General features: G+C 51.6%; 25 protein-coding genes. 19 read left to right on the forward strand and 6 right to left on the reverse strand.

The annotated features are described in order from the left end of the window. Positions 1-96: 96 nt before the first annotated feature. The 10 genes from PsWM33_RS02400 (at position 97) to PsWM33_RS02445 (ending at position 11,075) form a co-directional block, all read left to right on the forward strand. A complete protein-coding gene (locus PsWM33_RS02400) occupies positions 97-2,031 on the forward strand; it encodes a bifunctional 2',3'-cyclic-nucleotide 2'-phosphodiesterase/3'-nucleotidase (RefSeq protein WP_082826838.1) in 1,935 nt (644 codons plus the stop codon). Positions 2,032-2,247: 216 nt separating this feature from the next. After that, positions 2,248-2,706, forward strand: coding sequence for a BLUF domain-containing protein (locus PsWM33_RS02405; protein ID WP_082826839.1), 459 nt, complete (start codon positions 2,248-2,250; stop codon positions 2,704-2,706). A 289-nt stretch (positions 2,707-2,995) separates the two neighbouring features. Further along, positions 2,996-3,637 (forward strand): molybdenum cofactor guanylyltransferase MobA, encoded by a 642-nt coding sequence (gene mobA, locus PsWM33_RS02410; protein ID WP_063296383.1) that lies wholly within the window; start codon positions 2,996-2,998, stop codon positions 3,635-3,637. A 105-nt stretch (positions 3,638-3,742) separates the two neighbouring features. After that, positions 3,743-4,987, forward strand: a complete 1,245-nt coding sequence (locus PsWM33_RS02415) for a molybdopterin molybdotransferase MoeA (RefSeq protein WP_063299080.1) — start codon at positions 3,743-3,745, stop codon at positions 4,985-4,987. A gap of 262 nt (positions 4,988-5,249) precedes the next feature. Next, positions 5,250-6,026 carry a transporter substrate-binding domain-containing protein gene (locus PsWM33_RS02420; RefSeq protein ID WP_063299081.1) on the forward strand — a complete coding sequence of 259 codons (777 nt, stop codon included), beginning with the start codon at positions 5,250-5,252 and terminating at the stop codon, positions 6,024-6,026. Positions 6,027-6,442: 416 nt separating this feature from the next. Further along, positions 6,443-7,219, forward strand: coding sequence for a transporter substrate-binding domain-containing protein (locus PsWM33_RS02425; protein WP_063299117.1), 777 nt, complete (start codon positions 6,443-6,445; stop codon positions 7,217-7,219). A gap of 248 nt (positions 7,220-7,467) precedes the next feature. Further along, positions 7,468-8,244 carry a transporter substrate-binding domain-containing protein gene (locus PsWM33_RS02430; protein WP_063299082.1) on the forward strand — a complete coding sequence of 259 codons (777 nt, stop codon included), beginning with the start codon at positions 7,468-7,470 and terminating at the stop codon, positions 8,242-8,244. Between the two features lie 77 nt (positions 8,245-8,321). After that, positions 8,322-9,032, forward strand: coding sequence for an ABC transporter permease (locus PsWM33_RS02435; RefSeq protein WP_063299083.1), 711 nt, complete (start codon positions 8,322-8,324; stop codon positions 9,030-9,032). Next, positions 9,029-9,946 carry an ABC transporter permease gene (locus PsWM33_RS02440; protein WP_063299084.1) on the forward strand — a complete coding sequence of 306 codons (918 nt, stop codon included), beginning with the start codon at positions 9,029-9,031 and terminating at the stop codon, positions 9,944-9,946. The genes PsWM33_RS02435 and PsWM33_RS02440 overlap by 4 nt, the downstream gene beginning before the upstream one ends. Positions 9,947-10,193: 247 nt before the next feature. Beyond that, positions 10,194-11,075 (forward strand): NAD(P)-dependent oxidoreductase, encoded by an 882-nt coding sequence (locus tag PsWM33_RS02445; protein WP_063299085.1) that lies wholly within the window; start codon positions 10,194-10,196, stop codon positions 11,073-11,075. 64 nt (positions 11,076-11,139) lie between these two features. Here the strand turns inward: PsWM33_RS02445 and PsWM33_RS02450 are convergent, their stop codons facing one another. The 3 genes from PsWM33_RS02450 to PsWM33_RS02460 form a co-directional block, all read right to left on the reverse strand. Then, positions 11,140-11,631 carry an Lrp/AsnC family transcriptional regulator gene (locus tag PsWM33_RS02450; protein ID WP_057465982.1) on the reverse strand — a complete coding sequence of 164 codons (492 nt, stop codon included), beginning with the start codon at positions 11,629-11,631 and terminating at the stop codon, positions 11,140-11,142. 234 nt (positions 11,632-11,865) lie between these two features. Next, positions 11,866-12,399, reverse strand: a complete 534-nt coding sequence (locus PsWM33_RS02455) for a uracil-DNA glycosylase family protein (protein WP_082826844.1) — start codon at positions 12,397-12,399, stop codon at positions 11,866-11,868. Positions 12,400-12,479: 80 nt separating this feature from the next. Further along, positions 12,480-13,124 (reverse strand): glutathione S-transferase, encoded by a 645-nt coding sequence (locus PsWM33_RS02460; protein WP_082826840.1) that lies wholly within the window; start codon positions 13,122-13,124, stop codon positions 12,480-12,482. 204 nt (positions 13,125-13,328) lie between these two features. Here PsWM33_RS02460 and PsWM33_RS02465 point away from each other — a divergent pair, with 204 nt between their 5' ends. The 3 genes from PsWM33_RS02465 (at position 13,329) to PsWM33_RS27875 (ending at position 15,739) form a co-directional block, all read left to right on the forward strand. Next, on the forward strand, positions 13,329-14,879 hold the full coding sequence (locus PsWM33_RS02465) for a sensor histidine kinase (RefSeq protein ID WP_275078087.1): 1,551 nt from the start codon (positions 13,329-13,331) through the stop codon (positions 14,877-14,879). Between the two features lie 47 nt (positions 14,880-14,926). Beyond that, on the forward strand, positions 14,927-15,283 hold the full coding sequence (locus PsWM33_RS27870) for a GFA family protein (protein WP_208981844.1): 357 nt from the start codon (positions 14,927-14,929) through the stop codon (positions 15,281-15,283). Between the two features lie 99 nt (positions 15,284-15,382). Continuing rightward, entirely contained in the window at positions 15,383-15,739 is a 357-nt protein-coding gene (locus PsWM33_RS27875) for a GFA family protein (protein ID WP_208994359.1), read from the forward strand. A gap of 166 nt (positions 15,740-15,905) precedes the next feature. Here PsWM33_RS27875 and cobT read toward each other — a convergent pair whose 3' ends face one another. Then, positions 15,906-16,934: a nicotinate-nucleotide--dimethylbenzimidazole phosphoribosyltransferase gene (cobT, locus tag PsWM33_RS02480; RefSeq protein ID WP_063288309.1), complete on the reverse strand. Its 1,029-nt coding sequence runs from the start codon at positions 16,932-16,934 to the stop codon at positions 15,906-15,908. 393 nt (positions 16,935-17,327) lie between these two features. Here cobT and PsWM33_RS02485 point away from each other — a divergent pair, with 393 nt between their 5' ends. From PsWM33_RS02485 to PsWM33_RS02495, 4 genes are all read left to right on the forward strand, one after another. Further along, positions 17,328-18,146 carry an adenosylcobinamide-GDP ribazoletransferase gene (locus PsWM33_RS02485; protein WP_063299087.1) on the forward strand — a complete coding sequence of 273 codons (819 nt, stop codon included), beginning with the start codon at positions 17,328-17,330 and terminating at the stop codon, positions 18,144-18,146. Positions 18,147-18,301: 155 nt separating this feature from the next. Then, positions 18,302-19,474, forward strand: coding sequence for an alpha/beta hydrolase (locus PsWM33_RS02490; RefSeq protein WP_063299088.1), 1,173 nt, complete (start codon positions 18,302-18,304; stop codon positions 19,472-19,474). A gap of 40 nt (positions 19,475-19,514) precedes the next feature. Then, the gene (locus tag PsWM33_RS26635; RefSeq protein ID WP_206598969.1) at positions 19,515-19,736 is read left to right on the forward strand and encodes a DUF1289 domain-containing protein; all 222 of its coding nucleotides are present in this window, start codon (positions 19,515-19,517) and stop codon (positions 19,734-19,736) included. Then, positions 19,721-20,419 (forward strand): retropepsin-like aspartic protease family protein, encoded by a 699-nt coding sequence (locus PsWM33_RS02495; RefSeq protein WP_063299089.1) that lies wholly within the window; start codon positions 19,721-19,723, stop codon positions 20,417-20,419. The genes PsWM33_RS26635 and PsWM33_RS02495 overlap by 16 nt, the downstream gene beginning before the upstream one ends. A gap of 79 nt (positions 20,420-20,498) precedes the next feature. Here PsWM33_RS02495 and PsWM33_RS02500 read toward each other — a convergent pair whose 3' ends face one another. Together PsWM33_RS02500 and dusA are read right to left on the reverse strand one after the other, a co-directional pair. Continuing rightward, positions 20,499-21,320: a sulfite exporter TauE/SafE family protein gene (locus PsWM33_RS02500; RefSeq protein WP_063299090.1), complete on the reverse strand. Its 822-nt coding sequence runs from the start codon at positions 21,318-21,320 to the stop codon at positions 20,499-20,501. 136 nt (positions 21,321-21,456) lie between these two features. Then, positions 21,457-22,503 (reverse strand): tRNA dihydrouridine(20/20a) synthase DusA, encoded by a 1,047-nt coding sequence (dusA, locus tag PsWM33_RS02505; protein WP_063299091.1) that lies wholly within the window; start codon positions 22,501-22,503, stop codon positions 21,457-21,459. A 107-nt stretch (positions 22,504-22,610) separates the two neighbouring features. Here dusA and PsWM33_RS02510 point away from each other — a divergent pair, with 107 nt between their 5' ends. Both PsWM33_RS02510 and PsWM33_RS02515 read left to right on the forward strand, forming a co-directional pair. Next, complete coding sequence (locus PsWM33_RS02510) at positions 22,611-23,738, forward strand: integrase (RefSeq protein WP_063299092.1); 1,128 nt, start codon at positions 22,611-22,613, stop codon at positions 23,736-23,738. 60 nt (positions 23,739-23,798) lie between these two features. Next, the gene (locus PsWM33_RS02515) at positions 23,799-24,314 is read left to right on the forward strand and encodes a hypothetical protein (protein WP_063296366.1); all 516 of its coding nucleotides are present in this window, start codon (positions 23,799-23,801) and stop codon (positions 24,312-24,314) included. Positions 24,315-24,331: the final 17 nt, after the last annotated feature.

Raw genomic sequence — 24,331 nt, forward strand, 5'->3', positions numbered from 1 at the left:
AATTCATGCTGACAATTATGTTCTGCATTTTCCACGGGCTAGGAGGCAATCGTGTCTAATCCTATTTTAATGAATCGTCGTAGCGTGCTGGGGGGCATGGCCGCTACCGGTGCCATTGCAATGGTGCATCCATATTCTGTTCTTGCAAAAGAGAACACAGCGCACTTGCGTTTGATGGAAACAACCGACCTCCACGTCCACGTCACTCCATATGACTATTATGCTGACCGCCCAATGGACACGGCTGGCCTTGCTCGCACAGCAACTATCATCAAAAAGCTGCGCTCTGAAGCAACCAACTCCATGCTCGTTGATAATGGTGATTTCCTGCAGGGCAACCCGATGGGCGACTACATCGCCTACGAGCGCGGCATGCGTGAAGGTGATATCCACCCGGTCATCAAAGGCATGAACGTACTGGGTTACGACGCTGGCACATTAGGAAACCATGAGTTCAACTACGGTCTGGACTTCATGATGAAGGTTCTTTCTGGCGCAAACTTCCCTGTTGTTTCTTCCAATGTTTCCAAAGGTACCACCCTTGCTTCCAATGGCCGTAAGGATGATCTGTTCCTGAAGCCGTACACTATTGTTGAGAAGAAGATCAAAGACGGTGCTGGCATCGAGCACACGATTAAAGTGGGTTTTGTTGGCTTCGTTCCTCCAATGATCATGAATTGGGACTCCCGTCACCTGGTTGGTAAGGCGAACACTCGTGACATGGTTGATGCTGCGCGTGCATGGGTTCCTGAAATGAAGGAACAAGGCTGCGACCTCATCATTGCGTTGTGTCACGGTGGTATCGCTGGTGGCGAACATGAAGACGGAGCTGCAAACACTGCGCTACACATCGCTGGTGTTGAAGGCATTGATGCTCTGTTTACGGGTCACCAGCACGATGTCTTCCCGGGGCCTAGCTATGATGGCATTCCTGGCGTTGATGCTGTCAAAGGCACCCTGCAAGGCAAACCAGCTGCTATGGGCGGTTTCTGGGGTTCTCATCTCGGTGTCATCGATCTGATGATTGAGCGCGACGGTAACAACGGCTGGCGCATTGCAAACTTCACCACAGACGTACCGTCTATCTATAAGAAAGAAGGTCGTAAGCGGATTCCTCTTGTTTCCAGTGATGAAGAAGTGCTGGCAGCGGTTGAGGATGATCACCAAAAGACGCTTTCTTATGTGCGCCGCGCTGTGGGAAAATCCTCTGCTCCGCTGCATTCCTACTTTGCTCTGGTGGCTGATGATCCGTCTGTTCAGATCGTTTCTAAAGCGCAGACCTGGTACACTAAGGAAATGCTTAAGGACACTGAGTGGGCTGGACTACCAGTGCTTTCCGCTGCTGCTCCGTTCAAGGCAGGTGGTCGCGGTGGTGCGGACTACTATACTGACGTTGCTGCTGGTGATATCGCAATTAAGAACGTTGCTGACCTTTACCTTTACCCAAACACAACACGTGCAGTGCTGATCACTGGTAAAGACGTGAAGGAATGGCTTGAGCGTTCTTCTGGTATGTTCAACCAGATTGAAGCTGGTAAGAAAGACCAAGTCCTTCTGGATGCTGATTTCCGTTCTTACAACTTCGATGTGATTGACGGTGTTACCTACGAGATCGACCTGACACAGCCTTCCAAGTATGACGGTAAAGGCAATGTTGCGCATCCAGAGTCTAACCGCATCGTGAACCTTCAGTTTGAAGGTAAGCCAATCGATATGGATCAGAAGTTTGTTGTTGCAACCAACAACTATCGCGCTGGCGGTGGTGGTAACTTCCCTGGCATCAATGATGATGTGATCATCTTTGTTGGTCCGGACACAAACCGTGATGTGATTGTTCGGTACATTGTGGACCAAGGTACGATTAATCCATCCGCCGATGCGAACTGGAACTTCAAACCTGTTGCTGACACAACTGTTCTGTTTGAGACCGGACCTGCTGCTGAAAAGCACATGAAAGGCGTGAAGGGCGTTCAGATTGAAGCGGCTGGCGAAGGCAAAGACGGTTTTGCCATGTACCGCATCACTCTCTGATTTTCCTTAGAGCGTCCTCCGTTCCCAAAAACCGGGAGCACTTTGCGAGGATATGCTCTAAGTCTGAGTGACTTACATGACTTTGAGAAAGCGGGGCCATAGGCTCCGCTTTTTCTTTTTTTCGCAAAAAGCGAGAAGTATCAATGTTTTAAACACTGTATTTTACATTTTTAGAAGAATTTACTGTCAGGCTTTCATGAACCGGAGGATCTGACAATGAGTGTTACGCAATTATGTTATCGCAGCCGCATTCATTGGCCTGCGCTTCGTTATAGCCTCGACAAGGAAGTCGAGCGATCGTTGACCCGTATTCGGCGCATCAACTCAATGGCAGGCGTTACCGGCGCCCTGATCTTGACAGACAATCATATTTTTCAGCTTTTGGAAGGCCCATGGCCCTTAGTGAAGCGGACGTTTGAATGTGTGCTTGAAGATAAGCGGCATTCTGATCTGACTGTCCTTTCAAATGAAGAACAGGATTTCAGGCTCTTTCATAATTGCTGGATGCACTTCTGCGACCTTCGTGAGGAAGCCGATAGCCATTACCCCAAGTTCTTTGGCAATCTTCTGGCCCACCCTGATCGCACCTGTAGCGAAGAGGTGATGGAATTGCTGCTTCTACTCTCGATGAACATGAGTGAAAGCCAGCTGACCAGTCGCCTTGCTCTCATGTAGTCCCACGCTTGTTCCCCAAGGTGGCATGACCACCGCTCCCCGACGCTCTTAAAGGCACTTCTCCTCCCACTGCCTTTAGGAGTATTTTCTTGTGGTTTGCGACTGGATGCCACTTTGCACCCTGCCCTATTCTGCCTCACAAGTAGCGCTGATGATTTGTGTGTTAGAACACGTCACGTTCATTAACATTCACGCGGCGTGCTCTAACATCTTTGGTGGAGCGAATTCTTCTCGTTTAATTGAATCCAATCAAACGGAACGCGCTCTAGGCCTAAGTGGGAAATCAGGTATGTCTGTTGAAACAGAGAAGCGAAACAAAGTGATCGGCTGTATCCTCTGCGGTGGGAAGTCCCGACGCATGGGCGGCTCTGATAAAGCATTACTAGACCTGAATGGCACGGCTTTGCTGGAACATGTTGCTTCCCGCTTGCATGGGCAAGTCGCACAGAGTGTTTTGAGCGTGAATGAGCCAAGTGACCTTCACGAAAGCCTGGGATTGCCGATGCTCTCAGATCAGCTTGAAGGCCATCTAGGGCCATTGGCTGGTGTTCACAGTTCATTGAGCTGGGTAAGACAAAACGCTCCTGGCGCATCCGACGTTGTGACTGTGGCAATTGATACGCCGTTTTTTCCAACGAACCTGGTGGAGACGCTTGCTGCCAGCAGAAAAACGAATGCAGGCGCCCCAATCATTTGCTCCAGCGGTGGGCGCGACCACTTTGTATTTGGCTTGTGGCCTGTGGCCTTAGTAGACCCTTTGAAAGGGTACCTTTTGAAGGGTGGTCGCAGCATCAAAGGCTTTTTTAAAGATTATCCGCCCGTCATCGTGGAATTCGAACTTCAGAACGCGGTTGATCCCTTCCTTAACATCAACACGCCGGAAGATGTTGCCATCGCACTTGAGCATCTTGCTCAATTACAGGTGCAATAGTCGTCAAAACGATCAGATGCCTGTGAGATCTTTGATTTTTGCCAAATCCTAAGGCGTGACTCTGGTAAATAAAGAAACACGCCCACTCAAGTTTCCGGAATAGACATGAACACGAAAACGCCCAGTCTGAGCTTTGACGAAGCCCTTTCTCATTTGCGAGGTTTAGGTCACTGCAAAGTCACTGCAGAAGAAACATCGCTTTACGAGGCGTATGGCCGTGTTCTTGCCGAAAACATCATTGCAACCTGCGACCTTCCTCCACTTGATAATTCTGCAATGGATGGCTACGCGATTGCTACTCAGCGAGATGGCTCTGCACAAACTTCCTTTCCTGTGGTCATGGAAGTCTTTGCTGGCTCCATGCCGGAAGTCGCGCTGAAGCCGGGAGAAGCTGCGCGCATTTTTACGGGGGCACCAGTTCCCGAAGGAGTCGATTTTGTTGTTCCTCAAGAAGATTGCTCTGAGAGTGAAAGCGATGGAGCACGTTTGGTTCAGCTGTCTCGGAGCTATTCGGCTGGCTGTAATATCCGTCGCAAAGGTGAAGACCAGACCAAAGGCGCACCTATAGTGAAGGCAGGTACTGTGCTGCGCCCGCAGGAGATTGCCGCGACTGCCTCCATCGGTATTGACCAACTGCAAACATACCGCCGGCTGAAGGTTGGTGTTTTTTCAACGGGCAATGAACTGATCCGTCCGGGAACAACGCGGCAGGACGGGCAAATCTTTGATGCGAACCACTTCCTGCTGCGCGGTATGCTTGCCAATTTGCCGGTAGAGCTGGTGGATCTCGGCATTCTGGCGGATCAACGTGATATTGTGGAAACTGCGTTAGAAGCTGCCTCCAAAGAATGTGATGTGATCCTGACCTCTGGCGGTGCTGGTGGTGGTGATAAAGATTTCGTCTCTGCGACGCTCTCCAAGCTTGGCAAGACCACCTTTTGGCACCTTGCAGTTAAGCCCGGGCGTCCCTTTATGGTGGGCGAACTGCCTGATTGCGTTTTTATCGGCCTTCCGGGCAATCCTGTGGCAGCCACTGTCGCCTTCGCATTTCTTACGCGCCCGTTGATTGAAGCGCTTGCCGGGGCTGACTTCATTGAAGCGCCGCGCCAATACATTGCTGCGGATTTTGAGGTTTCTGGCCGCAAAGCCGGACGCCGTGAGTTTTTGTGCGGGCGCCGTGTGACTGAAAATGGCATTATTAAACTGACCAAGTATCACAGTGACGGATCAGCCTTGTTATCTTCTTTAACTTTCGCCGATGGCTTCATTGAGTTGACAGAAGATATGATTTCTGTTTGCAAAGGTGATCTTGTTCCGTTCATCAGCTTTGATGAAATTGGCCTTAGGTAACTCTGCTGGCTCGCATTTTCAGAATCGCGTGCGAGCCATTTTTCCACGCCTAGATCACTGGTTGCAATTTTAACAAGTTTGCCCTCAAAGCTGCGAAATATTGCAAGATATTACCGCGAAGCATCGTCATTTTGCTATTAATTAGCCTAATATGCCTAGTATATAGGTTGATCTACGGATACTTTTAGTGAAACATAAGCTCCGGTTATGCAGGGGCCTACCTAAAGAAACCCTGCCAAGATAATTAATTCGGGGACATAATATGCGTATTATGCGTTTGGCAGCAGTAGCAGCAATTGCGTTGGCAGCAGTTTCTGGCGCGGAAGCAAAAGAATGGACAAAGGTTCGCATGGGTACCGAGGGCGCCTATCCTCCATTCAACTATACCACCGCTGACGGAACACTGACTGGCTTTGATGTTGAAATCGGCAATGCTCTTTGTGACGAGCTGAAGCTTGAGTGTACATGGGTCACTCAGGACTGGGACGGCATCATCCCTGGTCTGATTGCAGGCAAATACGACACTATCCTTGCATCCATGTCCATTACTCCAGAGCGTATGGAAAAGATCTCCTTCTCTGAGAAGTACTACAACACTCCTCCAGGCATCGCAGTACGCAAAGATTCCGAGTTGAGCGAAGCCTCTCCAGAAGGCCTCAAAGGCGTTCGTCTTGGCGCACAGGGCAGCACCACGCACTCTCAGTTTGCTGAAGAGATCCTGAACGGTTCTGACATTGCTCTTTATCCAACCTCTGAAGAGTATAAGTTGGATCTGGAGAATGGCCGTGTTGATGCAGCGGTTGATGATGTGATGGTCCTGACAGAGTGGGTCAATTCCGATCAGGGCTCTTGCTGTAAGATCCTCGGCACTATGCAGTCCATTGAAGAGATCCATGGCAAAGGCGCAGGCATCGGCGTTCGTAAAGGCGACGAAGACCTTGCAGCTCTGTTCACCAAGGGTATTGCTGCTCTGCGTGCAAACGGCAAATACAAAGAAATCAATGACAAGTACTTCTCCTTCGACGTTTACGGCGAATAAGAACAACTTGGCACTCAGCTGTTTTATCAGCTGACGGTTTTGAGACCCTCGGGTATTTTGCGCCCGAGGGTTTTATTTTGCCAATTTGACCAACCAAAGTCACCAGTTTGGCAGAATGGCTCATTTAGTCTCTCAAAATGGCAAATTGTAATTGATTCCGGGAAAGCCTAAATCCGCTCTTCTGAGTGTGAAGGCACATAGTTTTCTCACTTAACCCAGAAAGCGGGAGAAATATTCTCTCCATATAACCCGTTGAATTAACGGATATCACTTCACAATAACGGCATATGGCGCATTTTTCTTCCGATATCTCCGTTATTTCAGTTGAAGTCCTGAGTATTTTTTATAGTGTCCTTGGCAACAAATGCAGAGCACAACCAAATGGCCACTCTGCCAAAAAGAACGAGGATACGCTAATGTCTTTTGCCCGTATGGCGCTTGCCACACTTATGAGCTTCACCGCTGTTTCAGCCCTTCAGGCAGATGAGATCACCAAACTGCGTGTTGCGACAGAAGGTGCCTACCCTCCATTCAACTTCACAGGATCAGATGGTGTTCTGACTGGCTTTGATGTTGAGATTGGCGATGCACTTTGCGCTGAGATGAAGGTTGAGTGTGAGTGGGGCACGCAGGAGTGGGATGGCATGATCCCAGGTCTGGTTGCTGGCAAGTACGATGCGATCATCGCCAGCATGTCCATCACGGAAGAGCGTCTTGAGCGCATTTCGTTCTCTCGCAGCTATTACAACACGCCATCAACCATTGCAGTGCCTAAGGATTCTCCCGTTTCCGATATCTCTCCTGAAGCTCTGGAAGGCCTGCTAATTGGCGCACAGGGCGGCACCACCCACTCTGTTGTGGCGGAAGAGATTTACTCCGACGCTGATGTGTCGCTGTACCCGACCTCGGAAGAATACAAGCTGGACATCGAAAACGGTCGTTTGGATGCCGTGATTGATGATCTGGGTGTTTTGCAGAGTTGGGTGGATTCTGAAGCGGGTTCTTGCTGTAAAATCATTGGCTCTCTGCCAATCCAGCCTGAGCTACACGGTCAGGGCATCGGTGTCGGTGTTCGCAAAGGTCAGGAAGAGCTAGCGGATCGCTTCTCTCAGGCTATTCTCGCAATTCGTGAAAACGGCACCTATAAGACGATCAATGACAAGTATTTCTCTCAGGATGCATTTGGCGAGTAGCAGCTAGCAAGAAAGATTCGAAGCTGGGGAAAATTTCTGTGATGCATCACCGTTTTGTGGGACAACCATGCCTAAAACTTGTCAAAATGGAAACTTACTCCTCTCAAGATGGAATTAATTGGCTATTTTCTGCTGACACCCATACTCAAATAGGTTGAAATCTTATTTCTTCCATTTAAATATGCGCTCCGGCTGTGCAGGGAGCCATCTTGATGACCCCTGCCAAGAATTTACAAAGGGGAATACAAATGGGCTTCATGCGCTTTGCCACTGTTGCAACACTCGCACTTCTTGCTTCAACTCAGGTTCAGGCAAAGGAATGGACCAAAGTCCGAATTGGTACTGAAGCCTCGTACCCTCCATTTGCCTACACCACTGCCGATGGCAAGCTGGTTGGCTTTGAGATTGAACTGGGCAACGCACTTTGTGCTGAGCTGAAGGTTGAATGTGAATGGATGCCGGTTGACTGGGACGGATTGATCCCTGGCCTCGTTGCAGGCAAGTACGACACGATCATGGCATCTATGTCCATCACACCAGAACGGATGCAGCGCATTCAGTTCTCTGAAAAGTACTACCAGACCCCTCCGGGAGTGGCAGTACCAAACGATAGCAAGATCACTGAGGCCTCCATTGAAGGAATGTCTGGTGCTCTTGTAGGCGCGCAGGTTGGCGCGACACACGCAGTGTTTGCTGAAGACATTTTGACTAAATCAGAAGTGTCTCTGTACCCTACTGCTGATGAATATAAACTCGATTTGGAAAGTGGTAGACTTGACGCTGCAGTTGATGACGTAGTTGTTCTTTCAGACTGGTTGAAGTCAGAGGACGGCAATTGCTGTAAACTGCTCGGTACCATGTCACCTATTCCAGAGATACATGGTGAAGGCGTTGGTGTAGGTGTTCGTAAGAACGACCAAGACTTGGCAGACCTATTCTCCAAAGCGGTTATTGCTTTACGTGAGAATGGAAAGTACAAAGAGATCAACGATAAATATTTCGACTTTGACGCCTACGGAGAGTGATGGCGTCAAGCTGCAATACACTCTGACGGCGGGACCAGTTTCCCGCCGTTCTAAAAAGAATAGGGGCAATCCCCGTAATGAATGAAATTTTCACACTCTTGTCCTTTGGGGACATGGGCTGGGGCGATGAGATAGCACTTGGCGTTGTTATGACCGTCTCCCTTGCGTTAGCAAGCCTTCCCTTTGGCTTGCTTTTGGGTTTTCTGCTGGCGCTTGCGAAGAAGTCCGAAGAGCCTTCGCTCCGCGCTGCAGCCAACATTTACACGACAATTTTTCGGGGACTTCCCGAGCTTCTAACCCTTTTCCTTGTCTATTACGGTGGTCAGATCCTCATTCAACAAGTGCTTGCATTGTTTGGGGAATTCTATTTTGAAGTGAACGCATTTCTGGCAGGTATGATTGCCCTGTCACTTGTGTTTTCTTCCTACGCTTCCGAAGCATTCCTTTCTGCCTTCCGCGCGATCAACAAAGGCCAGTATGAAGGCGCGAATGCGCTCGGTCTGGGATACGTGCAGACCATGCGTCTGGTTATCCTGCCGCAACTCGTCCGCCTGTCCTTGCCTGCGCTGAGCAATCTGTGGCTCATCTTGCTGAAAGAGACATCTCTGGTCTCCATTATCGGTCTGGCGGACATTATTCGCTATTCCAATATGGCAGCCCGTACCACCAAAGAACCGTTCCTGTTCTTTTCGGTTGCTTGCATGATTTATCTCGTTCTGGCTGTGATCTCTTCCGGTGGCATTTCCCGCCTGGATGCATGGGCTAAACGCGGGGAGATCTCCAGATGAGTGATGCATCTATCGGCGCTCCGGGAAGCTACGTTCAATCTCAGGCTATTCAGGCGAAAGCCCCTCCTCCGTCTCCAACATCCCGTCCGTGGACGCCAACGCGTATTGTTGGCACCACCTGGCTGACACTTTGGATTGTCAGCGGACTGGGCATTGTATGGTTCCTGCTGAATTCCAACAGCGTTGCATTGGTGTTTGGCGGCGAAGGTCTGCTGCCTGTTTCCCTCACCCACAATGCGAAGTTCCTGACCAAGTATGGTGAGAAATTTGTTTCAGGCTTCATCATCACACTGACGCTTGTTGGCGTTTCCATGCTGCTGGGCGTTCTGCTTTCCATACCGATGACATTCATGCGGATGAGCAAGAACCGTATTCTGGATGGCATTGCATATGGTTACGTCTATTTCTTCCGTGGCACACCGCTGCTGGCTCAGGTGTTTCTGATCTATTATGGCGCCGGCACCTTCCGTGTTCCGCTGCAGTCCGTTGATCTGTGGTGGTTTTTCCGGGATGCATGGAACTGCGCTGTGCTGGCATTCACGCTGAACACCGCTGCCTATCAGGTCGAAATCCTGCGAGGTTCCATTGAGAACATTGCGCGAGGACAGTGGGAGGCTGCGTCTGCGCTTGGTCTTCCGAAGTGGGTGACTTTCTGGAAAATTATTCTACCGCAGGCGCTGATCGTCTCTCTGCGCCCTTATGGCAACGAGATCATTTTGATGATCAAAGGCTCCGCGATTGTAGCGATCATCACCATCTACGATCTGATGGGTGAAACGCGTCGCGCGTTCTCACGGACCTACGACTTCCAGGCGTATGTTTGGGCTGCGATTGCCTATCTGGTGATGGTGGAGACATTGCGCCGGGCATGGGATCGCATTGAGGCTCGCTTGACGCGCCATCTGAAAAGATAAGCCAATAGGCTGAGACCAACACTTGAAAGCGCAGGCCTAAAAGCCCGCGCTTTTTTCATTGGTACACCTAGGGCGCGCTGCGTTCAGTAACGCTCACGCATCGCGCTCCCGCATCTTTGGTGGAGCGAATTCTTGTCGTTTGGTTGAATACAATAAAACGGAACGCACGCTCGTGAATTTACGTGGTATCTGCTGGTGAAGCTGGTAGTGTTGCTGCGCTCTGATTCAAGATTATAAGGATAGTCCGATGGCAAAGGTCGCGTTTATTGGTTTGGGTGTTATGGGATACCCAATGGCGGGTTTTCTGGCCTCACGTGGTGGGCATGACGTTACCGTTTACAACCGGACAACAGCCAAAGCAGAGGCATGGGCCAAAGAATACGATGGCTCCTTCGCTCTGACCCCTCAGGAGGCCGTTGAGGGCTGTGACGTTGTTTTTGCTTGTGTTGGCAACGACAACGATCTGCGCTCTGTCACGACTGGCGAGAACGGTGCATTTCACGGCATGAAGGCTGGCGCAATCTTCGTGGACCATACGACAGCTTCTGCTCAGGTGGCTCGCGAGCTGGATGAGGCAGCGCGTGCGGGGGGATTTTCCTTCCTTGACGCGCCCGTCTCAGGTGGGCAGGCAGGTGCTGAGAATGGCGTTCTGACCGTTATGATTGGCGGTGAGGAAGACGTCTTCAATCGCGCAAAACCGTTAATCGATTGCTTTGCAAAGTTTGCCGGTTTGATGGGTCCTGTTGGCGCTGGTCAGCAGACCAAGATGGTCAATCAGATTTGCATTGCTGGTCTGGTGCAGGGTCTGTCTGAGGCAATTCATTTTGCGCAGAAGTCCGGCCTTGATGTTGAAAAAGCTATTTCAGCAGTGCACGGCGGGGCTGCACAGTCCTGGCAGATGGAGAACCGCTGGGAGACCATGCGTGACGGTGAGTTCGAGCATGGCTTTGCGGTGGACTGGATGCGCAAGGACCTGAAGATCTGTCTTGAGGCAGCTGACGAGGTTGGCGCACGCCTGCCGGTGACAGCACTGGTCGATCAGTTCTACTCAGAGGTTCAAGGCATGGGCGGTAATCGCTGGGATACCTCCAGCCTGATTGCCCGGCTGAACAACGCCGACAAGAAGTAAGAAAACACAAAGCCCCGATCAGATGACCGGGGCTTTTTTAGTTCTCAGCTTTGCCGAACAAGTCCTATGACATGTTCGCTTTTGGCTTTTCAGCGATGATGTAGGAGAGCGGCAGTTCGGTGGTGTACTTGATCTGCTCCATCGCGAAAGACGTGGACACGTCTGCGATATTTACCTTTGCAATCAGCCGCTTATAGAAATCGTCGTAGGCATCAATGTCTGGCACGGCAACGCGCAGCAGGTAGTCTACCTGTCCGGCCATGCGGTAGAACTCCACCACTTCCGGGAACTCTCGGATGACATCTGCAAATTTGCGGAGCCAGTCGTCGGTGTGTTCGTTGGTGGTGATGGCGACGAAGGCGGTGACTTTGGCGTTGACCTTCTTTGGGTCAAGCACTGCAACGCGGCGGGTGATGACCCCGTCCTCTTCCATCTTCTGGATACGACGCCAGCATGGGGTGGTTGACAGGCCGACGCGGCGACCAATCTCAGCTACGGGAATGGTGCTGTCTTCTTGTAGAATGGACAGAATGCGACGGTCGATCCTATCGATCATATTATACCCCTATCTCCCACCGGAATTATTGTTTGGCGCAAAATCATTGCAGGAAGCATAAGGTCATGTGAAATGTTATTCCAGCTTCAAACAGCAAGATTTATGCAGGAATATAGGTTTTCGTTCTACACACCATTAATTTCATGAAATTTATTTTCATCAAGATGGATTTCAGCAGGAGCCAAAGAAAACCAATCCCATATTCATAGGCACATAAAAAAAGAATCTCTCAAATCAGCTCAAAAGACGTCTTACTTCTTCTTTCAGGAGCGGAAGCAGCTCATTTTCGAACCAGGGGTATTTTTTTATGTGGGCGTTGTTGCGCCAGCAAGGATGGGGGAGCGGGAGAACGCGAGGGCCGAGGCCTTGGGCATGGCGCTCGACTGTCCTGTCCCAGATTGATCGAAAATCAGCAATTGTTTCCCAGAGGCGTTTTTTGGTCAGCTCGGGCATGTGGTAGGCCTGTGCGTAGCCACCTATTGCCAGCAGCGTTTCAATCTGTGGCATATTGCTGAATATTTCTTGATGCCAGGTCTTCTTGCATTCCGGCCTCGGCGGCTTGTCGCCCCCCTTTGAGTCCAATCCCGGAAAACACAGGCCCATGGGGATAATTGCAAGTTTGGCGGGGTCGTAGAAGACCTCTTCCCCTATGCCCATCCAGTCGCGCAGGCGATCTCCTGACGGGTCGGTAAACGGCTTGCCAGAGGCGTGGACGCGCGTTCCCGGTGCCTGACCGCATATGGCGATACGTGCCGTTGAGGACAGCACAACAACGGGCCTTGGCTCGTGAGGCAATGGCTGGCGGATGGGCTGCTCTACACAAACCCTGCACGCGGCAATGCGCTCTCTTAAGCGCTGGAGGTCTCTTTCATCACCTGAAGGGCTGCCTGCACGCCCGGGCGCTCTGTCATCTTTGCATACCATCTGCGCAGATTACCAAGTTCCTCAGGGACTTGCAGCTTAATTACGCGAGCAAAGTTGATTGCTGCGAACAATGTGATGTCAGCGATTGAATACCGGTCACCGGCAACAAACTGATTGTCTGCCAGTTGCCTATCAAAAATGGCCAGTGTCTCCAGAACTTTAGGCCTGTTCGCTTCTCCCCATTCTTTGATCTGCGGCTGCTCCAGCGGAGCCATGGCCGGATTGGTGTGGCGGAATACCTGAGAAATCTGACTTAACAGCCTCAGATCAGCGCGCCGGTTCCACATCTCAATCAGTGCTCTTTCCTTGGCCGTCTGGCCCAGCAAAGGCTTGAGTGGGTTCATTTCTTCTATGTAGCGACAGATGGCACAGCTTTCAGATATCGCTGTTCCATCCTCCAGCACGAGCACGGGCAATCGCTGAAACGGATTGATCGCTTTAAACTCATCTGCCTTCAATTCGCCATGCATGAAATCTACGTAGGCAGTGTTAACCTTAACGCCCTTCTCAGCAAGGAACAGAGTGACGCGAAAAGGGTTAGGTGCTTGCCTATGGCTATAAAGTTTCAACGGTGCCTCCCAACAACCACGAGCTGTTGCCCCTACAATCTAAAAGAGAATCTGTCCCAAAATGGGGCAAAAACCTAGCATTTTTTAGACCCTGTAAACTCAACATTAACCTTATGAATCAGAGCAATCTTAAGAGATCATGTTCATTCTGGTCAAAAGAGCAAGTATCCCGTCAATCTATTGGCACACAGAGGCCGAGAATACATGAACAACGGATCGTCGCAGAATAGTAAGGACAAAACAACTATTAATCGTGCCCGAGCAAATCGCCGGCGCGAGGTTGCACGTACCGTAACGGATGCTCGCGAACGTCTTGGCACCGTTGAGGGCGTGAGACCCAGTTTTGAAGCTGATCTTATTTTGATGTTCGTGAAGAACAGATTGTCCGTGGCCTACGCCATGCCGATGATCGCCATTGTGGCTGCGACCATCTCAAGTGTATGGCTTCCTGTGGAAGTGGCCGGAGGCTGGCTAGCCGCCATGCTGATCGCCCACTCCCTTATTCTTCTTTCTACAAAACGGATGGAAAAAAGCTTAGCTCAGGAAGGTGATCTGCGCTCAATTCGCAGAGAACTTTTTGCTGGTGACATGCTCTATGGCATTGTTTGGGCTATCTTTTTTATCGGAAACCTGCAGTTCAACACGGATTACGGGTTTGGCGTTTTCCAGTTTGCGACCATGCTGATCGTCATTGCCATGGCGACCATGTTGTCGTCCCCTCTCCCCGGCGCTTTGCTGGCTGCCACCGCCCCGATTACGGGCGCACTGATCTTCAGTTTCTGGCAGTATGACAGCATGCCTCATTACGCGATGGGGATGATGGCGATAGGGGCGCAGCTGTTCTTTTATATCCTCAGCAAACAATTGCATAACTCCGCTTTGACCTTGCTGGAATACCGCGCTGAGAAGGACCACCTGATCTCCGAGATGGAACAGGTGAATGCAATTTCTCAGGAAGCGCGGCGGCGGGCTGAGGAAGCGAACCTCGCCAAGACACGTTTTCTTGCGACAATGAGTCACGAATTACGCACACCTCTGAATGCGATTCTCGGGTTCTCTGAGGTGATGAAGGACGAAGTTCTTGGCCAGATGCATAATAAAACCTATCTGGATTACTCCAAGGATATCAATCAGTCTGGTGAACATCTGCTCAATCTGATCAATGAGATTCTGGACCTGTCTCGCATTGAGGCAGGCCGTTATGAGTTGCAGGAGGAACCAGTCTGTTTGCGTGACGTGGCAGCGGCCTGCAAGCACATGATGCATATGCGGGCGGCGGCGAAGAACATCGAGATTCATGAGATCTACGAGAGTGGTCTGAGCAAAGTCTGGGCCGATGAAAAAGCCCTGCGCCAGATGGTGCTGAACCTTTTGACCAACGCCGTGAAGTTTACGCCTCCTGAGGGGGAAATCTCAATTCATGTGGGCATCGACAATTCAGGCGGTCAGTACATCAGTGTCAGCGATACAGGGACTGGTATTCCTGAGGAAGAGATCCCTGTGGTGCTGCAGGCTTTTGGTCAGGGCACGCAGGCCATTCAGGATGCGGAGCAAGGCACCGGCCTTGGCCTTTCCATTGTGCAAGCGCTGGCGCATATGCATGAGGGCGAGTTCAAGCTGGCCTCCAAACTGCGTGAAGGAACGCAGGCGACAATCTCGCTGCCAGCCAAACGCGTGCTGAGCCATATCGACCCGATCCCCACACCAGACCCGAGTACACGCAAGGATAGAGAGCCCTTGCTTCGTGCAGGTTAAGGGTATACGTTCCTAATTTGTTCTAGGTGCGTATATTGGGGGGATGTATGCTTCGTGGTTCATGCCATTGCGGTGCAGTTAAATTTGAATTTCGTGAAAATCCAGAATGGCTGACAGAGTGCAATTGCTCTGCCTGTCGTCGTTACGGCACTGTTTGGGCGCACGGATCACCCAGGAATGTGAGCATTGAAAAAGCTCCTGATGCGACATTCACCTATATTTGGGGTGATAAGATGATCGCGTTCCATACCTGTAAAACCTGCGGAAACACCACTCACTGGTCCGATCTGGACGAGGATTATGACCGTATGGCAGTCAACACACGCCTTGTGCCAATTGAGGATGTGAAAGACATCCCCATCCGTCATTTTGACGGTGCTGATACGGGGCAGTTTCTGGATTAAGCCCATTCCCTTTTCATCTTGATCCTGCACCCTGCTTTGCTTTGGGTTTGCGGATCAACGCTCCTATTCATTTACCTATTCATTTACGGGGAGAAACACATGTTACGTGGCTCATGCCATTGCGGTGCAGTTAAGTTTGAATTTCGTGAAAAACCAGAGTGGCTGACGGAGTGTAATTGCTCTGCCTGTCGTCGCTACGGCACCATCTGGGCGCATGGTTCGCCCAAGAACGTGAGTATTGAGAAAGAGCCGGACGCGACCTTTACGTATTTGTGGGGCGACAAGGGCCTTGAGTTCCATATCTGCAAAACGTGCGGGAACACCACGCACTGGGCGCCGGTTGATCCTGACGGGGATAAAATGGCGGTGAACACACGGCTGGTGCCTGCTGAGGATGTGAAAGACATCCGTGTGCGCCACTTTGATGGTGCTAATACCTGGCGCTTTGTCGATTAACGCAGCTCATCAAACCCACGTTTGCGTTGCTATGTGCGTTGGTTTGAAAGGAAAGCGTTTTTCCTGCGTTATTTGCTGAAATTGAAAAAGGCCGCCTCAACTCGTCTGAGTGAGGCGGCCTTTTTTTCAATTTATTCCCCTCCTCGGCGGAGGGGTTATTCTCAACTTAGTCCTGAGCTGCAACGCCTGCATCAGCGAAGGTCGCCATGCCTGCATGCGTTGCTGCTGCTGCTTTGATGATGCCAGCTGCGATGGCTGCACCGGAGCCTTCACCCAGGCGCATGCCCAGATCCAGAAGAGGCTTGCCGCCCATCTGCGTCAGGGCGCGGCGGTGTGCAGGCTCAGCGGAGGCATGAGAGAACACACAGTGCTCCAATGCGGTTTTATCCATCTTGTAAAGGATGGCAGCTGCGGCGGAGGTGACGAAACCATCAACAACGACAGGAACCTGCTGCATGCGCGCTGCAAGAATAACACCGGCCATTGCTGCGATTTCGCGGCCACCAATCCGGCGCAGAACTTCCAGAGGCTCCACTTTGCCCGGTCCGCCGATCCGCTGCACAGCTTGCTCAACAACAGCAATCTTGTTTTTCAGCGCATCACCCTGAACACCAGTGCCTGGGCCAACCCACTCTTCTGCAGTGCCGCCGAACAGCGCGTAGAAGATGGCAGCGGCTACAGTGGTGTTTGCGATGCCCATTTCGCCAAGGCAGAGCAGATCCGTCCCGCCGGAGATCGCTTCCATGCCGAAGGCCATGGTTGCTGCGCACTCGGATTCTTCAAAGGCGTCTTCCTCAGAGATGTCCGGAGTTGGCATTTCGAGCGCCAGTTCAAACACTTTGAGGCCAAGGTCATAGGCAATGCAAAGCTGGTTTACGGCTGCGCCGCCCGCTGCAAAGTTGGAGACCATCTGCGCGGTCACTTCTTTCGGGAAAGCAGAAACGCCTTTGTCAGCAACGCCATGGTTTGCGGCAAACACAGCAACCAGTGGGCGGGTGACTTTTGGCATTGGCATGCCCTGCCAGGCTGCCAGCCATTCCACCAGCTCTTCCAGACGGCCCAAAGAGCCTTGAGGCTTCGTCAACTGCGCATCGCGTTTCTTCACCGCCTCAATTGCTTCAAGGCTTGGACCAGGCATTGCGCCCACCAGGTTTCTGATATCATCGAATGGCAGTGCAGACGTTGCAAGAGACATACGCTTCTCCGAACTTAAAGCAGTTCTCATTCAGGTTGGATCAGTTGAACTGCTTTAGCTTTTGTTTCCGCGCATCTTTGATCCAAAAACCGGTTTCCACTTTTCGGAGATGCACATTAGTTGACCCGCAAAATGAATTTTTGCGCCTTGTTGTTTGCGCAGATCTATAAGCCACTGGAGGCAGAATACAAATGAGACTTATCAACTATTTGTGGTTTCCACGGCTTTGCAAACTACAAATTGTTGATTTAGAGCTTGCGTATTCATGCGCCATGCTCTGAAATCTTTGTGTTTGAGCGAATTCTTGTCATTTGATTGAAACAATCAAATGGAACGCGCTTTAACTGAATTCAGAAGCTCTTGATGCCTGTTTCATTTCTGTGAGAACTCATCATGTCCGACGACAAACATTCAGAAGATTCTCTTCCCACGCCTTCCTCCATCTTTGCCGAGGTGGCGGAACTGGTGCGCTTCTTCTCCCGCATTCCCCTGCCGAAACTTGGGAGCTGGGATGATTTGAACACAGCACCGGATTTTCGTATGCGCGCACGCAGCATTCCGCTGGCGGGTATTGTCATTTCACTGCCAAGCATGCTGGTGTTGCTCATACTCTCCCAGAGTGCTCTGTCGCCTGCCGTTATTGCACTGCTTGCGGTTGCTGTGGCGGCGGCTGTGCAGGGCTGCCTGCATGAAGACGGCCTTTCTGATGTGGTTGACGGGTTCTTTGGAGGTCATACGGCTGAGCGGCGGCTTGAGATCATGAAAGACAGCCGCATTGGGGCTTTTGGCACAGTGGCACTTGTGCTTTCCCTGAGCCTGCGCTGGCTGCTTCTTTCCATGTTGCTGGAGAGGTTTGGCGGCATGGGCGCGGCGCTTGGCTATCTGGCAGCGGAAACGACTGGCCGGGTTGGCATGATCTGGATTTGGAACACCATGCCACCTGCTTATCATGGTGGGCTATCCACCCGCTTTGGCATTCCCCAGAACAGTGCGGTTTCCTGGGCTGCAGGCTTTGCCTTGCCGCTGCTGATCATAAGCTTGCTCTACCTCAGCTTCTGGCAGGTGGCGTTTGGGGCAGCATTCAGCTTTGTAGTAGTCGGCGCCCTAGCAAAACTGTCTCTGGCAAAAATCAAGGGCATCACTGGTGATGTTTTGGGGGCTACGCAACAAGTTGGTTCACTGGGCTTCCTGCTGGGCGTCCTTGCTCTTTAGAGCCTGCTTTGTGTCCTTGCCTGAAAACCGAGGCAGCGCTTTTAAGAAACCATCATTGTGCAATCTTTTGCTAGCATTTTAGCTTTATTCTACGCGCATTGACTGCCTAGAACGCGAGTGACCCACTGATTGAACCGTACGGGCCCGGAGAAACCATGACGCCTTCTTTTGCTTGCGCACTGTCTGCATTAAAACGAGTTGCCACCTTTGCGCTGGCTGCTGCCGTCCTTGCTGGTTGTGCCTCGCGGCCCGGACCGGATGCCTTGCGTGTTACATTAGAGGAAGCGCCGGGGACCAGAGAAGTCAGCATGCTCATCGCCACCACCCGCGCGCGCTCTGACGTCCCTCATGAGTTTTACTCTTCCCAGCGAGCTGAAGGTGTGGACTTCGGGTCGGCGACCATCTCCATTCCGCCAACCCATAAACCAGGCCGGATTGCATGGCCGTCTTCCCCTCCAGGCGACCCGAACACTGATTTTGTGGTGCGTCAAGTCTCTTACATTGATGGGAATGCCGCGTTTCAGAAAGAGATAAACCGCGAACTTGCAATGCGCTCCGGAAATGAGCGCGAGGCTGTGCTGTTTATTCATGGGTACAACACCCGCTTTTCTGAGGGCGTTTTCAGGCTGGCGCAAATGGCAGCTGATGCAAAAGAAAGGCGCTTGCCCATTTTATTCACCTGGGCCTCTGCGGGTTATCTCACAGACTATATTTATGACACCAACAGTGTTGCCATCGCGCGAGATGGGCTGGAGAAGGCCCTCATTGATCTGACCAACTCCAAGGCGCAGCGTATCACGATTGTGGCTCATTCTCTTGGAAACCTGCTGCTTCTGGAGACCTTGAGGCAAATGGAGCTTCAGGGCAAAGGGCTTTTGAAGAATAAAAAAGTCACCGTTGTCATGGCATCTCCTGACATCGATATTGATGTTTTCGAAACAATGATTACCTCTCTTGGGTACAGAGCAAACCCTGTTTTCGTTCTGGTCTCGCGTGATGACCGGGCACTGCGCTTCTCTCGCAGGCTTGCGGGTGGTAAAGCGCGTGTTGGTGATGTGGAAGACGACGAAAGGCTGACCAAACTTGGCATTGTTGTTATTGATCTGACAGAGGTTGAGTCACAAGATTCGATCAACCATGACAAGTATGCGCAGCTTGCTCAGTTTGGCCCTCAACTTGTGAAAGCGCTTGAACAGGGCAAGCAGAACAGAAGCAAACAAGGTATTGGCGGGCGCCTTGGCAATGCCGGACGCAGCTTTACCGAGTTCCTTGGCCACACAGCCAAGATTGTGGTGAGCACACCCGGATCAGTTTCAACGCGCCCCTAAAATGCGCGTTGGAGCCCCAGCGATTTTGTAGGACTTTATTTTGTCAGTCACCTTAGAACCACCCGCCAGCCCTTGTTTAAAACTGTGTAAGCTGGATGAAGACCGGACAATGTGCGTGAGCTGTTGGCGTCTTTTGAGTGAGATCGCCGGATGGAATTCCCTCTCCGCGCAAGCTCAACATGATGTGCTGGCCAAGCTCCCTGCCCGGAAAGCCCGATTTCTCACGGCAACACAGGAGGGTGTGCAATGCGCTGGACGATAGGCCTTGTCATCCTTATTGGCGCAATGGTGATTGGCGTTGCGACTGGATACCTTGGAACACCTGAGTTTTTGGGCGACAAATTTCAGGAGGACGGGCCGCGCCTTGTTGCCCTGCTCGCCATGGGTATTGTGATTGGGATGGGCATGCTCATCCGCCGCCCGAAGTTTCGCGAAGTTTTTGGCGCAGTCGTCTTCTGGGGTGGCCTGGCTCTGCTGCTGATCATAGGCTACTCGTACCGCTATGAGTTGATGACCGTTTGTGACCGCGTGATGTCCGAGCTGTTCCCCGGCTCTATCTCCCAGACAGCAAGCGGCGAGTTGGTGATCTCACGCGGCATCAACCATCAGTTTTTCATTGATGCACAGGTGGATGGCACCTCTGTCGATATGCTGGTGGATACAGGCGCGTCCCATATCACCCTGTCTTATGGCGATGCCCGCCGGGTTGGCATCGATACGCAGAACCTGTCCTTCACAACACCGGTTTCGACTGCCAACGGCATGGGCTTTGTGGCCCGTGTGCGCTTGCAAGATATGCAGATCGGAAACTGGGACCTAAACGACGTGCCTGCCTTTGTGGCGCAGGAGGAGATGCTCTCAACCAGCTTGTTGGGCATGAGCGCCCTGAACACGTTTGCCAGCTGGCGCGTGGAAGGCAATCAACTGATCCTGAAGGCTCGATAAATCATTCATCTGATATCAGATAAAAGAAAGCCGCTGACATCACTGTCAGCGGCTTGTCTTGTTTCTACGAGGGGCTGGCTTACAGCAGGCTGAAGGTAAACCGGGCGCAAGCGATGAGCAGGAAGACACCGAACGCGACTTCCAGCTTTCGCTTTGGCAGTTTGTGCGCAAAGTGCGCGCCCAATGGTGCCACATAGATTGTGATCGGAATGATCAGCGCCACGGCCAGCAGGTTGATGTAGCCAACAGAGAACGGTGGCAGATTGGGTGCGCCCCACCCAGCCGCGACCATGCCAAAAACAGCTGGAATGGAAATCAACACTCCAACACCAGAGGATGTTGCAACCGCCTGATGGATCGGACGGCCAAACAAGGTCATGAAAGTGTTGTTCATGACGCCGCCGCCAATGCCCATGAGCGTTGAGAAGAAGCCGATCAGCACGCCAATGAGCGCACGCACCGGATTGCCTGGAATATCGTCGCCCAGCTTCCAGCTTTCACGGTTGAACAGCATGCGCATGGCGACCACAAACGCGATCACAGCAAAGATGCCCTTGAGCGTATCCCCTGAAACGAGCGCGGCGACGTAAGATGCCAGCAGCACGCCAATAGGCACCGGAATAATCCAGCTTTTCAGCAAGGACAGATCCACAGCGCCCTTCTTTTTATGTGCGAAGAACGACCGTAAAGACGTTGGGACGATCACTCCCAGAGAGGATGCCACCGAGATGTGGACCACGACGTCAGGATCAACGCCCACTTCCGTTAAAATGGTCACGAGAACCGGCACAAGGATTGCGCCGCCTCCGATACCAAACAATCCTGCCAGAAAACCTGCTAGTGCGCCGGAGGCAACCAATGCCGCTCCGAAACCCAGCATAGACGCTGAAATCATGTCCATGCTGCCCCTCCTCAATTCCAAACGAATTTTGCTACGCGTATTCTTTTCCGAAAACCGATATCCATTTTTTCGGGAGCCCGCATCCCTCATGCGTACTCTTGTCCGAAAACCGGTGTCGATTTGCCGGGAATACGCTCTAAATCAATGCGGCCTCTTTTTGCTCACGTGCTTCACGCATTGCGCTTTGATGGTGTGATACGGCGGCCAGTGCATCTTCCAGCACCTCAATGCCAGCGCCAGCCTTGTTGGCTTCTACCGTCATGATACGGCGGAAGTGACGGGCACCGGGAACGCCTTGGTATGTTCCTAAAATGTGGCGGGTGATGGACGCGAGCTTAGTGCCAGCCATCAACTCATCCTCGATATAGCTGCGGTAGATGTCCATCGCTTCAACCGGCGAAATTGTATCCGTGGCTTCGCCATAGACCACCCGGTCAACCTCTGCCAGCAACATCGGGTTTTGATAGGCTGCGCGGCCCATCATGACGCCGTCCAGCTTTTCCAAATGCGCTGAGGTCTCTTCCAATGTGGCAACACCGCCGTTGACGCCGATAAACACATCCGGCAAACGCTGCTTCAGACGGTAGACAAGGTCATAATCCAGCGGCGGCACATCGCGGTTTTCCTTCGGGCTCAGGCCTTTCAACCAAGCCTTGCGGGCATGCACCCACAGTGCGTCTGTGCCAGCTGCGATGACTTTATCTGCCAACGCATTCAGCGCTTCTTCCGGCTCCTGATCATCCACCCCAATACGGCATTTGGTGGTGACTGGAATGGACACCACATCCTTCATGGCGGCAATGCCTTCCGCCACCAGCTCTGGCTCCAGCATCAAACAGGCACCAAACTTGCCGGACTGCACGCGGTCAGATGGGCAACCCACGTTGAGGTTGACCTCATCATAGCCCCAGTCTTCAACCATCTTGGCGCATTCGGCCAGCGCTTTAGGATCAGAGCCACCCAACTGGCAGGCAACTGGTTGTTCATCTTTAGAAAAACGGAGATGACGGTCCCTGTCGCCATGGATCAAGGCGCCAGTGGTAACCATCTCAGTATAGAGCAGCGAGTTCTTTGAAAGGATACGATGAAATGCACGACAATGCCTGTCCGTCCAATCAAGCATCGGCGCGACCGCGAAGACAGACTGATTGATATCATAGAGTTTTTTTGTTTTTTCAATCATTTAGCATTCCTAGAACTCTATCGAATTCGTACCGTTTCTGTCCGTTATTGACTATCGCGTCCCTTCTGGTACGAATAATTCGTACTCGAAAAGGACGGTTCGTACCGATGGGCACTATAGTCTCAAAACCACGCAAAGATGGCAGTATCTCACATTGCGCGCAGATACTCATCAAGCGAAAAGGCAAAATTGTCCATCGAGAAAGCAAGGTCTTCTCCCGCAAGAGGGCAGCCCAAGCATGGCTCAACAAACGAGAGACCGAATTATCGCCTCCAGGTGGGCTAGAACAAGCCCAAAAACCCTCGAAGACTTTAGGGGAGGTAATAAAGCGATATATCGAAGATCACAACAAAAACATTGGCCGCACAAAGTCTCAGGTTCTGGAGACTATCCGAGAACAACATGCGATCGCAGACCTGGACTGCACTGAGATCCGGTCCGAGCACATCGTTGAGTTTGCAAAACAGCTTTCTCAAAACGTCCAGCCGCAAACAGTCGGCAATTATCTCTCCCATCTTTCAGCAGTGTTTTCCATTGCACGCGCTGCATGGGGCTATCCTCTCAACAAGCAAGTCATGGAAGACGCTCACATTGTGTGCAAGCGCCTTGGCATCACGTCAAAGTCCAAACAGCGGGAGCGCCGACCATCACTGGAGGAGCTGGACAAGCTGCTAAAGCACTTTTGCCTTAGCCAAACAAAATATCCCGGCAGCACTCCTATGCAGCAGATTATCCCGTTTGCTCTTTTTTCTACGCGCCGTCTTGATGAGATTTGCAGACTAACGTGGGCTGACTTCGACAAAGATCACAAACGCATCTGGGTGAGAGACATGAAGCACCCCGGTGAGAAGATCGGAAACGATGTTCTGGTTGATCTGCCAGACCGGGCAATCTCCTTCCTTGAAAATCAAGATGAAGTTGACGAGAAGATCTTCCCTTATAATCCGAGAACCATCTCAACGACCTTCACGAGAGCCTGCAAGGTGCTTGGTATTGAGGATCTGCACTTTCACGATCTGAGGCACGAGGGTATTTCGATCTTGTTTGAAAGCGGCCTAACGATCCCTCATGTCGCAGCTGTTTCTGGCCACAGGAGCTGGACCTCACTGAAGCGTTACGCTCACATTCAAAGCAGTGCAGATAAATATGAGGATTGGGATTGGTTGAATAAGCTGCTGGTGACCACGGACAATTCTACAGAAAGCTCCTCACAATACAGCACCGCCGAAAGCTAGGTTTGACACTTCATTATCTCATATCCATAATGAGAACAAATAATGAACATGAGCTAAGTGATGCAGTGGTTACCCGGCTTTTACTGGAAAGAGAAGGAAGGCAAGAGAAACACTTTTGTCGGCGCGTCCATGCAGTCCTATGAAGTGGCAATTTTGCTTTGGGAAGAGCTTGCAATGCCCCCTGCCCTTATGTGGCAATGGCAAATTTTGCATGAGGCTCTCGTGAGAGCATCCGGAGGGGAAGCAACCAAGGCACTTGGGACGATAGCCGCTCAGGTTGCCTACTCGCATTATGTTGGCGCTCTTATTGCACATGCGCCTGAGAGAGAAGAAATGAAGAAATTGAAGTACGTTTGGGGGCCAGCTGAAGGGGCAAGGATTGGTGACGGGAAAGGCATTGGCCGTGTACCAGACGACCCAGACATACTCATGCGTGTTGACAGATACACAGAAGAGGGAGGACGGGTTTATTGGTACTTCATTGTGACCAGAGGCCGAGAGTTAATTGAAGACGGGCAGCGCAATAGTAAAGAAGAAGCTGTTCTGGCAGCCGAAGAGGTCTGCACTACGAGCTAACTGTACACCTATATCGA

Origin of the sequence: Pseudovibrio sp. WM33, assembly GCF_001623165.1 — a bacterium.
In the GTDB taxonomy this organism is placed as follows: Bacteria; Pseudomonadota; Alphaproteobacteria; order Rhizobiales; family Stappiaceae; genus Pseudovibrio.